This window comes from Acinetobacter sp. LMB-5, assembly GCF_001541635.1.
GTDB lineage: Bacteria > Pseudomonadota > Gammaproteobacteria > Pseudomonadales > Moraxellaceae > Acinetobacter > Acinetobacter pittii.
This window is the reverse complement of sequence record NZ_LRDR01000007.1, coordinates 22,224-35,682: the sequence shown is the minus strand read 5'-3', so window position 1 is coordinate 35,682 and position 13,459 is coordinate 22,224. Positions and strand designations below refer to the sequence as shown.

9 protein-coding genes are annotated in these 13,459 nt (G+C 41.3%); 4 read left to right on the top strand and 5 right to left on the bottom strand.

The annotated features are described in order from the left end of the window. The first annotated feature begins 3 nt into the window (after positions 1-3). Positions 4-1,221, top strand: coding sequence for an MFS transporter (locus AW165_RS10865; RefSeq protein WP_060465822.1), 1,218 nt, complete (start codon positions 4-6; stop codon positions 1,219-1,221). 20 nt (positions 1,222-1,241) lie between these two features. Here AW165_RS10865 and AW165_RS10860 read toward each other — a convergent pair whose 3' ends face one another. Next, complete coding sequence (locus AW165_RS10860; RefSeq protein ID WP_001984007.1) at positions 1,242-1,691, bottom strand: PaaI family thioesterase; 450 nt, start codon at positions 1,689-1,691, stop codon at positions 1,242-1,244. Between the two features lie 304 nt (positions 1,692-1,995). Here AW165_RS10860 and AW165_RS10855 point away from each other — a divergent pair, with 304 nt between their 5' ends. Together AW165_RS10855 and AW165_RS10850 are read left to right on the top strand one after the other, a co-directional pair. Beyond that, positions 1,996-3,798 carry an acyl-CoA dehydrogenase C-terminal domain-containing protein gene (locus AW165_RS10855; RefSeq protein ID WP_060465821.1) on the top strand — a complete coding sequence of 601 codons (1,803 nt, stop codon included), beginning with the start codon at positions 1,996-1,998 and terminating at the stop codon, positions 3,796-3,798. A 196-nt stretch (positions 3,799-3,994) separates the two neighbouring features. Further along, the gene (locus AW165_RS10850) at positions 3,995-4,798 is read left to right on the top strand and encodes a thioesterase family protein (protein WP_060465820.1); all 804 of its coding nucleotides are present in this window, start codon (positions 3,995-3,997) and stop codon (positions 4,796-4,798) included. Positions 4,799-4,869: 71 nt separating this feature from the next. On the opposite strand, the gene AW165_RS10845 is transcribed toward AW165_RS10850, so the two are convergent. Continuing rightward, positions 4,870-8,352, bottom strand: a complete 3,483-nt coding sequence (locus AW165_RS10845) for an indolepyruvate ferredoxin oxidoreductase family protein (RefSeq protein WP_060465819.1) — start codon at positions 8,350-8,352, stop codon at positions 4,870-4,872. A gap of 204 nt (positions 8,353-8,556) precedes the next feature. Here AW165_RS10845 and AW165_RS10840 point away from each other — a divergent pair, with 204 nt between their 5' ends. After that, positions 8,557-9,498 carry a LysR family transcriptional regulator gene (locus tag AW165_RS10840; protein ID WP_060465818.1) on the top strand — a complete coding sequence of 314 codons (942 nt, stop codon included), beginning with the start codon at positions 8,557-8,559 and terminating at the stop codon, positions 9,496-9,498. A gap of 248 nt (positions 9,499-9,746) precedes the next feature. Here AW165_RS10840 and AW165_RS10835 read toward each other — a convergent pair whose 3' ends face one another. From AW165_RS10835 to AW165_RS10825, 3 genes are read right to left on the bottom strand one after another with little or no spacing between them, the layout of a single operon-like run. Further along, the gene (locus tag AW165_RS10835) at positions 9,747-10,652 is read right to left on the bottom strand and encodes a hydroxymethylglutaryl-CoA lyase (protein ID WP_017385573.1); all 906 of its coding nucleotides are present in this window, start codon (positions 10,650-10,652) and stop codon (positions 9,747-9,749) included. Beyond that, positions 10,649-12,640 (bottom strand): acetyl/propionyl/methylcrotonyl-CoA carboxylase subunit alpha, encoded by a 1,992-nt coding sequence (locus AW165_RS10830; protein ID WP_060465817.1) that lies wholly within the window; start codon positions 12,638-12,640, stop codon positions 10,649-10,651. The genes AW165_RS10835 and AW165_RS10830 overlap by 4 nt, the downstream gene beginning before the upstream one ends. Positions 12,641-12,651: 11 nt before the next feature. After that, the gene (locus tag AW165_RS10825) at positions 12,652-13,455 is read right to left on the bottom strand and encodes an enoyl-CoA hydratase/isomerase family protein (protein WP_060465816.1); all 804 of its coding nucleotides are present in this window, start codon (positions 13,453-13,455) and stop codon (positions 12,652-12,654) included. Positions 13,456-13,459: the final 4 nt, after the last annotated feature.

The window sequence follows — 13,459 nt, the reverse complement described above, 5'->3', positions numbered from 1 at the left end:
AAAATGGAAAAAATAGTTGAGCCCAATGCAGAAAATATACTGTCAAAAAGCTTTATTTTTATCATGGCAATGACATGTGGCATTTGTGCGGGTTCAAACTATTATAACCAGCCCTTAATCTATTCAATTGCAGAAGCATTAAAAGTTAATGCTGATCAAGTCGCTTTAACCATTGTGATTAGCCAACTGTCATATGCAGTTGGCCTTTTTATATTGGTTCCCTTAGGCGACTTTTTTGAAAAGCGTAGTTATATTTGTTTGCTCATGTGCTGTACGGGGCTTGCACAAGTAGGATTATCCTTAAGTCAAACCTTGCCAGCTTTATATGGCTTTACCTTTTTAGCTACATTCTTTTCGATTGCGACTCAAGTTTTGGTTCCTTTCGCCGCAGGTTTAGCTAGTCCGAAAAAAAGCCCTCAAGTTGTAGGGACTCTCATGAGCGGTTTGTTTTTGGGAATATTATTAGCGCGCTCTATTGCAGGCTTACTTTCTACAGTTTGGTCTTGGCATGCGGTTTATTTAATTAGTGGAATTGTCATTTTGGTATTTGCTTGGGTGATGTGGGTGAAGTTGCCAGTTGCGCGTAAGTCTCATCAACTCAATATTCTACAGATTTATGGTTCACTATTTTCATTAGCTGTTCATCAGCCTCATTTACTACGCCGTGGTTTTGCGGGAGGAATTGGCTTTGGTATTTTGGCTCTTATTTTTACCACCATGACTTTTATTTTGGCGAATGAGCCTTATCACTTTAATGATTTCCAGATTGGTTTATTTGGAATTGTTGGGTTGGCTGGTGTATTTGCGACCCCATGGGCAGGTAAGAAAATTGCGGCAGGACTTGAAAATAAAATTGCAGTGATTTGTATGGGGTTATTAATAAGTGCATGGATACCACTATTTTTTGCCCAGCAGTCTCTGTTTGCCTATGCTGTTGGTGTGATCATGGCGTACTTTGGTTTGTCGGCATTTCATGTTTTGAACCAAAATCTGGTCTATCGAATTTCGGCTGAGGCGCGTTCCCGTATTAATTCAATTTATATGACTTTATATTTTGGTGGAGCCGCCTTAGGTTCTTTTATTGCAGTGTATGCTTGGAAACATTGGGGATGGGAAGCATGTGCTGCTTTAGGCTTAGCGATGGCAATATTAAGTTTTATAATTGATCGCTTAGATTTTTATGAAATGAGTAAGATTGTAAATCAAGAAAAAGCTCCATAAACAGGAGCTTAGATATTTTATTATTTGCGAATAATCATTAAGGTTGCCGAAGCAAAAGCATACACCTTGCCGTTTTCATCTACGATTTTACCTTGGGTACTAATAATATTACGGCCCGCATTAATCAACTCGGCTGTCGCATAGTAAGACGTATCAACTTGCATAGGACGAATCATTTTTACATTTAAATCAATAGTTCCATAACCAACACCATGTTCAAGTAGGGTATGAGCTGCGCTGCCTGTGGCAGTATCTAAAGCTGTGGCGCAAAAGCCGCCGTGTACACCGCCTTGTATATTTCTATGTTCTTTGCGAGGAGTAACTTTATAAGTTGCTTTACCTTCGGAAACTTCAACGAGTTCCATTGGTATGGTGTGAGCCATAGGTGATGGAGAAACTTCACCATTTTTTAAAGCGGTTAAAAATTCAAGACCTGTGTATTTCGGGCTTTCCATAAATCGTCCTTGCATGATTAAGCAATCTAATCACCATACTATAAATTGATTTTTTACGGAATAAAATTTTGCAATACAAAATATAAATTTATTCTACTTAAAACGAGACTAATAACTTTTTATCTTATATTTGTATTTAAAACATATATCTATATTTTATTCCTATGGCTAAGTTACGATAATTTTATTAAATTAGTGAAAATATATTTTGCTATAAGAAATTTTTTGATATTTTGATGAGATTGAAACAATAAAAGTCCATTTTAAGGAAAAACGATATCTGCCCATAACACAGGCAGAGAGGTGAAAGGAAAAAACTATGCCTTTATATAAAGCTCCATTACGCGATATGCAATTTGTGTTGCATGAAATGCTTCAAACAGAACAGAACTATCAAGGTTTAAGCAAATATCAGGAAAGCGTAAATCGAGAATTAATTGATCAATACTTAGAGGCAGCAGCAGATTTTTGTGAAAATGAGTTGGCGCCCATAAATCAAAATGGCGATCAGGAAGGCTGTCATTTAAATAAAGGCGTAGTCACAACCCCGAAAGGTTTTAAAGAAGCCTACCAAAAATATGCTGAGCTAGGTTTTACCTCGTTAACGGCCGATCCGGAATATGGTGGGCAAGGCTTACCGACATTGCTGCGGATTGCAATTTCTGAAATGTTATGTGGTTCTAATTGGGCGTGGGCAATGTATCCGGGCTTGTCTCATGGCGCGATGAGAACAATTGAGCATCATGGCACCGAGCAACAAAAAAAGCAGTATTTGACTAAACTCATTAGTGGGGCTTGGACCGGAACCATGTGTTTAACCGAATCCCATGCGGGTTCGGACCTTGGGTTAATTAGAACGAAAGCAGAACCAAATCCGGACGGTAGCTACTCCATTACAGGTGAAAAGATTTTTATCTCGGCGGGTGAGCATGATCTTTCTGAAAATATTATTCATATTGTTTTAGCCCGTTTGCCTCAGGCACCTGCAGGGACTAAAGGCATTTCTTTATTTATTGTGCCTAAATTTAATGTAGATGATGAAGGTAATTTAGAAGACCGTAATAAAGTCGTCTGTAGCGCGATTGAACATAAAATGGGGATTCATGGCAATGCCACCTGTGTACTTAATTTTGATGGCGCCAAAGGTTATTTGATTGGTCCGGAAAATCGCGGGCTTAATTGTATGTTTACCTTTATGAATACCGCACGTATTGGAACAGCTGTACAAGGGCTTGCTGCTTCTGAAATTTCATTTCAAGGTGCATTAAGTTATACCAAAGAGCGCCTTGCTATGCGTTCGTTATCCGGTCCTAAATATCCTGACAAAAATGCCGATCCAATTATTGTGCATCCCGCTGTACGTTCAATGTTAATGACACAAAAAGCTTTTTCCGAAGGTGGTCGTGCGCTGGCTTATTTTCTGGCTCAGCATGTCGATATTGTCGAAAGCTCAAACGATCAGGAACAGCAAAAACACTCCGACGAATTACTGGCTTTTTTAACGCCAATTGCTAAGGCCTTTTTAACAGAGTCGGGTAATGAGTCTGCAAAGCATGGCGTTCAAGTATTTGGCGGCCACGGCTTTATTGTTGAGCATGGTATGGAGCAAATTGTACGTGATGCACGTATCTCGACATTGTATGAAGGAACAACAGAGATTCAGTCTCTAGATCTGCTGGCACGTAAAGTCCTCAAGTCGGAAGGCAAACTTTTAAAGAACATGACTGATTTAATTGATCAGTTTATTAGCCAGCACCAATCCAATGAAGTGCTGAAACCTTATCTAGAAAAATTAGCTGAGCTTAAGCAGCAATGGCTGTCACTGACCAAATCGATTGCAGAGAAAGCCAAGCACAACCCTGAAGAAATAGGAGCCGCTTCAGTAGATTATCTTTATTTTTCCAGTTACGTTGTGTTCGCGTATTTGTGGGCTCGAATGGCACAAGTTGCCCATGAAAAATTAGAATCGGGTACACAAGAGGAAGATTTTTATAAAGCAAAATTAACGACAGCTAAGTTTTTCTATCAAAAGCTTTTGCATCGTACACAGAGCCATGCCGCTTCTATTGAGTCAGGAGCTGAATCTGTGATGGAGCTCGATCAAGATGCTTTTGCTTTTTAGTGAATGATAAGTTCTAGAATCACTGGGTGAAATCGACATGCGAAATTTTACCTAGTGATTAAATTTGTAATTTTAGACTCATCAGTTTTTGGTAGGAAAAACCAGTTGAGCCAATGAAATAGAGGGTTAACATAAGCATTAAAACGTGAATTTTCATCAAATATTGATGTTGGACAAGGACTACGGAAAGAAAATCATGAATGCTTATTATCAATTACTGAATAGAACAATTGGTCCTCAAGGTGAAGTTATTGCTCATTATTGCTCAACTGTTCATGCACAAGGAGCTTGGAATCCTCATGAACAGCACATGGCGCCTGCAAGTGGTGTAATCGCAGCAGAGTTAGAGCAATTTTCACCACGACATGATATGCGAATTGCTCGAATTAGTTTTGATATTTTTGGATTAATTGCATTTGGTGAGTTTACGATTAAGACGCATGTGATTCGTGCGGGTAAAACCATTGAACTGATTGAAGCTGAAATGCAAGCGCAAGGTAAAACCTGCATTGTGGCTAGAGCATGGCGCATGTGTACTCAAGATAGTTCCGATATTGCTGGGCTTGAAGATCAGCCAGTTCACCATCCAGATACTTTTACAGAATGGACGGGCATGAAAAGATGGCCGGGTGGCTTTATCCAGACACTCGTCACTAAAACGGATGATCAGCATCGCGCAGGCAAAGGGATTGTTTGGCTGAATAATGATAACGAAATGGTTGAAGGGCAGCCGACCACAGATTTTGCGCATTTAATTGGCATGGTAGATGCGGCAAACGGCATTGTGCCAAGACAAGAAGGAGAATTTACTTGGGGCTTTCCAAATCTTGATTTGCAAATTCATATGCACCGTTATCCGCAAGGTAAATGGCTAGGTCTGGAAACCGTTCAGCAATATGGTTCGGATGGTATTGGTTTAACCAGTGCGGTTTTACATGATGTGTATGGCCCATTTGGACGAAGCGAGCAGATTTTAACTTTACGTAAAATGACTAAGTAAATTTTTGAGCCAATAAAAAGTCATCCGTAAGGATGACTTTTTATTTTCAGATTTAAATTTTAAGCAATTTCTTAGCTACGTACTTTAATGAGTGTTGGAGTAAGGTCATCCCAACGTTGTTTTGCAGCGTCCATTGCTTTCATTTTGATATGACCATAACCACGAACTTCTGCTGGTAATTTTGCAATTTGTTCAGCAACTGCCAAGTTATGATTATCTGGCGCTTCAACAAGTGCTTCAACAAATGCGATGTAACGGTCACGCCAAGCTTGTTCGTGTTGACGTTCTTCTTGACGTGCAAATGGGTCAAGGAAAGTTTCACGAAGCCATTGTAAGCGAGCAAGCATCATCATTGGGAAGCGCATCCAGTAACCAAACGCACGTTTACGGACATTCTTCAGACCACCAAGTAACGCTGGCGGAGCAAGATGATACGTTAAACGTAAGTCTTTACCGAATTGGGTTTCAATCGATTCTTTGAAGCTTTTACCTGTTAAAAGACGTGCAACTTCATATTCATCTTTATACGCCATGACTCTATAAAGCTGAGTTGCAATCGTACCTGTTAACTCTTCAGGTAATTTTTTAGCAGCTAATTCTACAAGCGTACGGTATTTAGTTGCATAAGCTTCATTCCAATAGTCTGTCAGACGAGCAGAACGGTCTTCAACAAGTTCAGCCAAAGTTTGCGGAGTTTTGGTTTTTGGCATTGCCGCAACTAAGCGTGCAGCTAAAGTTGGGTCACTTGCAAGATGACAACCCACGCGGAAAGCTTCGATGTTCTTTTCAACAGCAGTACCATTTAAGCGAATTGCTTTTTCAATACTTTCACGTAATAGCGGAATGCGACCAGACTGCCATGCCATACCGAGTAATAACTGGTTGGTATAAATTGAATCACCTAGCAGTTGTGTTGCAATACGAGCTGCTGGCAAAGAAACCAGTTGACCTTGACGAACACGACCACGAAGACGATCAATTAAATCGCTAATCGGTGCATACCAGTCACGAGATTTAATAAACTCAGAAGTAGGAGTACTGTCTTCATTTACAATAACCAACGCATCATCTTTTAAGCGAGAGAGAGCAGCACTACCACCAGCAACTACCGCATCTGCACCGATGAGTAATTCACATTGGCCCGCTGGAATTTTGGTAGAAGAAATTTGCTCATCACTTGCTGCAAGTTGAACGTATGAATAAACTGTACCACCTTTTTGGGCAAGTCCAGCCATGTCCATCACACGTGTTGCTTTACCTTCTAGGTGAGCTGCCATACCAAGCAGTGCGCCAATAGTCACAACACCTGTACCACCAATACCACCGACCATAATACGACTTGGAACATCATATAACTGAGGAATAACTGGAGATGTTGGCCAGCCTGCACCAATACCTTCAAATTTAGCTGGACGTTTCATATCACGTGTATGAACAGTCACAAAACTTGGGCAGAACCCTTCGGCACAAGTGAAGTCTTTATTACAGCTACTTTGGTTAATCTGACGTTTAGTACCTAAAGCAGTCTCTACTGGCTCAATAGATAAGCAGTTTGATTTTTTCGAACAGTCGCCACAGCCTTCGCAAATATCGCTGTTAATGTACAAACGCTCAGCTGGGTCAGGGTAGGCATCACGTTTACGGCGACGGCGTTTTTCACTGGCACAGGTTTGTACATAAATTAAAGCGGTTACACCTGTAACTTCACGGAGCTCGCGTTGAACCGTATCGAGTTCATTACGGTGGCGAATTTCTACACCTGGTGCAATGCCGTCTTCTTCATTTAATAGTTTAACTTCATCAGTAACAATGACTTGTTTTTTAATGCCTTCGGCAGCAAGCTGACGAGTTAACTGCGCAACGCTCAAATGTCCATCTACATGCTGACCACCTGTCATAGCGACCGCATCGTTGTAGAGGATTTTGTAGGTAATATTAGTTTTTGCGGCAATAGACTGACGAATTGCTAAGTAACCTGAGTGGAAGTAAGTTCCGTCACCAAGGTTGGCAAAAATGTGTTTTTCATTGGTAAATGGTGATGCACCGACCCAACTTACACCTTCACCCCCCATTTGAGAGAACGTTTCGGTACCACGGTCAAGTGAAACGGCAATATAGTGACAACCAATACCGCCTAATGCACGGCTACCTTCAGGAACGACTGTTGAAGAGTTATGTGGGCAACCACTACAGAAATATGGTTTACGCTCAGCAAGATCAATAACACGTTTTGATTCTTGCTCTGCTTTTAGCAGTAAGTCGATTCTGCTTTGGATTTGTGTTTTTAAGCTTTCTGGAATATCGAGTTTTAAGAAGCGAGCAGCCAGCATTTTTGCAATAGGTTCAGGCTGATATTCATAGTGACCAATGAGCGGTGCTTCTTCAATAGAAGTACTCCATTCACCTTTGCCATCAGTTGCTTTACCAATCACATGTGGACGTTTGCCATCAGGCAGTGAGTACAGCTCATCTTTAATTTGTGTTTCAATAATTGGACGTTTTTCTTCAATAACGATCAGTTCTTGTAAACCTTCAGCAAACTCACGAACGCCTTGAGGTTCTAAAGGCCAAATCAGCCCAACCTGATAAACACGTAGACCAAGCTGCTGAGCAGTTTCATCTTCAATACCTAAAATGCGTAAAGCTTCAATCGTATCTAAATAACCTTTACCACTTGCAGCAATACCGATACGGGCATTTTCACAAGGCCATGTAACGGTGTTGATTTTGTTGGCGCGGGCATAGGCCAAAACAGCAGGTAAACGGTATTTGTAAAGTCGTTCTTCTTGTTGAATGCCGTGATCTGGCCAACGAATGTTAACGCCACCTTCTGGGAAGTTAACATCTTCTGGTATAACCGGAGTAACACGGTCTAGGTCGACATGAACAGAAGCGGAAGTTTCTACGATTTCACTGACGAGCTTCATTGAAGACCACAGGCCAGAAAAACGTGAAACTGCAATGGCGTGAACACCAAAGTCTAAAATTTGTTGAACGGATGTTGGGTAGAAAATTGGAATACCGCAACCAATCATGACATGTTCAGACTGGTGAGGGATTGTAGAAGATTTACATGAGTGGTCATCACCAAATAAAGCAACGACACCGCCACGTTCAGAGGTACCAGCTAAGTTAGCATGGCGGAGTACATCGCCTGAACGGTCAACACCCGGGCCTTTACCATACCACCATGAAGACACTCCATCATATTTGCCTTGGCCTGAAAGATTAACTTGTTGTGTACCCCAAATTGCGGTAGCAGCCAAGTCTTCGTTTACACCAGGTTGAAATACAACATTATGGGATTTAAGTAATCCTTGAACTTGCCAAAGGAAACTATCATAGTTACCAACAGGAGAACCGCGATAACCAGAAATAAAACCAGCAGTATGATAACCATTCATCGCGTCACGGCGAGTTTGGGCAAGAGGCAACCGAACAAGTGCCTGAATGCCGGTCATATATGCTGTACCGTTATCACTTACATATTTATCTTCAAGTGACACATCCTTTGTTGCAATAATATTTGGAGTGACTTTTGTAGCTATATTCATTTATATCTCCTTAGAATTTTTAGTAGCTCGGACTACTTTCTTTTTTCAACATCCAGTTGAATATTTGGAGCAAGTGACATACGAAATAAAAAAAGATCGGTTCCTCTTCTTAAAAAGAATTAGTGCCAATGTATGTACATTTAGTCATTGTGGTTGAACTAAACTGGTGCAACAATCCGTAATTTAGGAAAACATATTTACGTTATGCGCAAAAATCTCGATGGTGGACTATTGCATGCAATGCATGCATTCCTGAAAGTGATTGATAGCGGGAGTTTCACAGCAGCAGCTGAGCAGATGGATCTGACCACAGCACAGGTTTCACGTCTTATCAGCGAGCTAGAAACACGCTTAGGTACAAAATTAATACAACGCTCAACGCGCCAGCAGGCACTGACCGATATTGGTGCGACTTACGCTGAGCGGTGTCGACAAGTCATTTCAATGGTGGATGAAGCGGAGTCGGAAGTAACAGGAACAGCATCTAAACCGAAAGGACGTTTACGTGTATTAAGCATGGGAAGCTTTGGGCATCATTATGTTTTTCCAGTGATGGCCGAATTTTGTAAGCATTATCCTGAACTAACCGTGGAATATACGACCTCACAATACGTTCCAGACTTGTTGGCAAAAGGGGTCGATGTCAGTCTTTATCTGACTGAATCATTAACTGACTCTCGGTTTGTTGCACGCAGAATTGGGACCATTTTTTCTGTTTTATGTGCATCACCTGCATATTTAGAAAAACATGGTGTGCCGAAGTCCCCAGAAGACTTAAAAAACCATGCCTGTTTACGCTTAGTAAACCCATCTATTACACCAGATTGGCACTTGTTAAATGCAAAGGGTGAGTCTTACCAAATCGACATTGGCGGACAACTCATTGCAGATAATCCTGAGTTATTATTAGATGTGGTGCAACAGGATATGGGCATCGCATTATTGCCAATGTTTTCAGCTTTAGATGCGGTTCAAAATGGAAGATTATGTCATATCTTGCCTGAGTGGCGTTCGCCCGATATAGGGGTTTATACCTTGTTGCCTTCACGTCATTTCATTGATGCAAAAACACGTGCATGGTTAGATTGGGTGGAAGAATATATTTCCCCAAGAATTGAAATGGATGCATCTTATTTTTATAAATAATCAGATAAATTTTTAAGGACTACAATTGAAAAAGGATGAAGAATAATACGGATTTAGAACAAAAATAGGGTAGAGAATGCTTCTTTTGAAAGAGGCATTTAATACAGAGATAAATAATAGATTTTAAAAAAATTGCATGAGGAACTTAGTCCCAATTCCTGAACAGAATGAGATAAAAATGAGATAGGATGATCTGGTACTTCGCCTAATATTCAGCTTTATACCAGATGCTGAGCTATTTTAATTGATTACGATGCACACTTGGTTTGCCAATACGCATTTGCATAATTCGACAAGCTTTTTCGGTTTAATACGTTGCTAATATTTTGGCTGGCTTGCATCAGTTTCTCTAAGTCAATGCCAGTTTCAAAGCCCATGTGTGACAGCAAATAAAATAGATCTTCGGTCGATACATTGCCAGAAGCACCTTTGGCATAGGGGCAACCGCCAAGTCCTGCAAGGGATGAATCAAAAACACGAATGCCTTGCTGTAAAGACTGATAAATATTGGCAATTGCCATGCCGTAGGTATTGTGGAAATGCCCAGCTAAAACCTTGCTATCGAGTTCAGCAATGCATGCTTGCCAAACCTTTTGAACGCGATCTGGTGTTGCTGTGCCAATGGTTTCACCTAAAGATACTTCATAGCAGCCCATGTCATAGAGCCGTTTCACAACTTTCACCACTTGCTCAGGGGCAATTGCGCCTTCATAAGGACAATCGACAATACAAGAGACATAACCACGTACACGGATGTTATGTGCTTTTGCAGCACTCATGACATCACTAAATTTCTCAAAGCTTTCATCAATAGAGCAGTTAATATTTTTACGGGTAAAGCTCTCAGAAGCTGCGGTAAAAACCGCAACCTCTTTGCATCCTACCGCTTGAGCTGTCTCAAAACCTTTGATATTGGGGGTGAGCAGGCTAAATTGCACATCGGTTGTTTGGGGTAATTGCTTAAATAGCTCGTCACTTTGAGCCATTTGCGGTACCCATTTTGCTGAAACGCATGAACCGACTTCAATTGATTTTAGGCCTGCATTAATTAGGTCATTAATAAAGTTTAAGCGTTGTTCGACAGTTAAAGCCTGCTTTTCGTTTTGGAGGCCATCTCTGGGACCGACCTCCATGATTTTGACAAACTCACTCATGCAACTTCCTCCTGCGCAGGCTGAAATTCCACAAGTTCATCGCCAGCTTTGACCTGATCACCGACTTGGAAATAGGAGTCTACAATCAAGCCGTCTTTAGGGGCACGAATGGTGTATTCCATTTTCATTGCTTCAAGCGTCATTAAAATATCGTCTTTTTTAACGCTATGATTTGCGCTCACCAGTACTTGCGTGACCACACCTGGCATTGGTGCTTTTAGGTGACCTTCATCGGCTTGGCTATCTGCTTGATTAAAATCTTGGCGAATATAAGCAAACTTATAGCTTTGTCCATTTTGGAACAAGGTAATGCCTTGCTGACTTTGGTTAAAAGACAGCTTTTGCTGAGTCCCGTCAATTTGAACAGAGGCAGTATGTGCATCAATCAATTGACCTGAAATTGGGTAGCTTTGCCCATTATATTCTGCGGTGAAGCCATCTTCATTTGAGGCAAATTTGATTTGAATATTTTGGTTTAAATAATTCAGTTTAATGCTGTGTTGATAGGCAATATTTAAACGCCAAAGTGGCTGAGCCTGCCAAAGCTGTTTTTGGCTTGAGCTGTTGTTATTAAGTTTACTTAGAAACTCAATAAATGCTGCTGCTATCACCAGTTCCGGTTTAATTTCTTCAGGACTAAACAAGAAGTTTTGTTCACGTTGAATCAGGTTAGTATCAAGCTTGGCTTGTTTAAACGATTCGCTACGAACAATTTTTTCAAGAAAGGCAATGTTGTTGCCTAAACCATCGACATGGAATTGGCTTAAAGCATTTTGCATTTGAATAAGTGCAGCTTCACGGTTTTTACCCCATACAATCAATTTGGCAATCATAGGGTCGTAATACGTCGTGATTTCATCGCCTTCAACAATACCGCTGTCTACACGCACATATTGGTTTTGAGTTGGGTAATGCAAATAGTCAATTTTACCGATCGCAGGTAAAAAACCTTTTTCAGGTTCTTCGGCGTAAATACGTGCTTCGAGCGCATGCCCTTGAATGTGTAATTCGTTTTGTAGTTTAGGTAAAGGTTCGCCATAAGCCACACGAAGTTGCCATTCAACCAAGTCTTCACCTGTAATCATTTCAGTGACAGGGTGTTCGACTTGTAGGCGGGTATTCATTTCCATGAAATACGCCGTACCATCTTGTTCTACAATAAACTCAACCGTACCGGCACCAACATAATTTACGGCACGTGCAGCATCGATTGCAGCTTGGCGCATTGCATCGAGTTTCTCGCTTGGCATTTGTGGAGCAGGGGCTTCTTCTAGCACTTTTTGGTGACGGCGTTGTACAGAGCAGTCACGTTCAAATAAATGCACGTAGTTGCCATGTGTATCACCAAACACTTGAACTTCAATATGGCGCGGTTGAATCACATAACGCTCAATCAACACATCATCATTACCAAAACTCGATTTAGCTTCACGTTTACACGAAGCTAAGGCATGCAAAAAGTCTTCACTGCGTTCAACCAGACTCATGCCTTTACCGCCACCGCCGGCACTGGCTTTAATTAAAACAGGATAGCCAATTCGGTCTGCCTGTTGCTTTAAAAAATCAGCATCTTGGTTGGTTCCGTGATAACCCGGTGTTAAAGGAACGCCTGCTTTTTCCATTAAAGCTTTAGAGGTTGCTTTTAAGCCCATCGCTAAAATGGCATCCACTGGCGGTCCAATAAAGCAAATATTGTGTTGTTGGCAAGCGAGTGCAAACTGGTCATTTTCTGAAAGGAAGCCATAGCCAGGGTGAACCGCTTGGCTGCCTGTATCAATCGCTGCTTGAATAATACGGTCGGCCTGTAAATAACTTTGAGTTGCAGGGGACTGACCAATATAAACCGCTTCATCTGCAAGTTTGACATGTTGTGCATTTGCGTCTGCATCTGAGTAAACGGCAACCGTTCTAATACCTAATTTTTTAGCTGTACGAATTACGCGGCAGGCAATTTCGCCACGGTTCGCAATTAAAATCTTTTCAAACATGATGATCGTCCTTAATTGTTGTTATTCGAGTTAGAAACCCACGCAGGCTGTTGTTTATTTAAAAAGGCACTTAGACCTTCTTTTGCCTCACTGCCTTGACGAACTTGAGCAATATGATGTGCTGTCTGTTGCAGCAAGTCATTGCACATGGTCTGGTTGCTCACCATTTGAATAAGTTGTTTTGATGCCGCTTGAGCATGCGGGCCACCAAGTAATAGCGCATCAACAATTTCTTGAACTTTTTTATCTAAATCTTCGGCATCTGCAACTTCGTGTGCCAAACCAATTTGTTTGGCATCACGTGCTGAAATTCTCTCAGCAGTTAAGAAGTAACGAGAGGCTTGTCTTGCACCAATCGCACGAATTACATAGGGGCTAATGGTAGAAGGAGCAAGCCCTAAACGAACCTCAGATGTTGCAAACTTGGCATCAGTGCTGGCAATGCAAATATCACATGCCGACGCTAAACCCATGCCTCCACCAAAGGCAATACCATGCACGCGGGCAATGGTCGGTTGCTTAAGTGTTGCGAGTGCATCAAGCATTTGTGCAAGTTTTAACGCATCTGCTTCATTTTCTGTTGAAGATGCCTGACCCGCCTGTTTCATCCAGTTGAGGTCGGCACCTGCCGAAAAGCTTTTGCCGCGACCTGCTAAAACCACTACACGAACATCATCACGCGTATTAATTTGTTTAAAGCAGGCATGCAGTTCTTCAATGACTGTCGTATTAAAAGCATTGTGCAATTCAGGGCGGTTTAGCCAAACATAGGCAACCTGACCTTGTTGTTCGAGTTGTAAAAATTGATAGCTCATATAC

Excerpts from the sequence above, each read along its gene's own strand:
- AW165_RS10865 (WP_060465822.1), top strand. The coding sequence starts at position 4 with ATGGAAAAAATAGTTGAGCCCAATGCAGAAAATATACTGTCAAAAAGC.
- AW165_RS10860 (WP_001984007.1), bottom strand. The coding sequence starts at position 1,691 with ATGCAAGGACGATTTATGGAAAGCCCGAAATACACAGGTCTTGAATTT.
- AW165_RS10855 (WP_060465821.1), top strand. The coding sequence starts at position 1,996 with ATGCCTTTATATAAAGCTCCATTACGCGATATGCAATTTGTGTTGCAT.
- AW165_RS10850 (WP_060465820.1), top strand. The coding sequence starts at position 3,995 with ATGAATGCTTATTATCAATTACTGAATAGAACAATTGGTCCTCAAGGT.
- AW165_RS10845 (WP_060465819.1), bottom strand. The coding sequence starts at position 8,352 with ATGAATATAGCTACAAAAGTCACTCCAAATATTATTGCAACAAAGGAT.
- AW165_RS10840 (WP_060465818.1), top strand. The coding sequence starts at position 8,557 with ATGCGCAAAAATCTCGATGGTGGACTATTGCATGCAATGCATGCATTC.
- AW165_RS10835 (WP_017385573.1), bottom strand. The coding sequence starts at position 10,652 with ATGAGTGAGTTTGTCAAAATCATGGAGGTCGGTCCCAGAGATGGCCTC.
- AW165_RS10830 (WP_060465817.1), bottom strand. The coding sequence starts at position 12,640 with ATGTTTGAAAAGATTTTAATTGCGAACCGTGGCGAAATTGCCTGCCGC.
- AW165_RS10825 (WP_060465816.1), bottom strand. The coding sequence starts at position 13,455 with ATGAGCTATCAATTTTTACAACTCGAACAACAAGGTCAGGTTGCCTAT.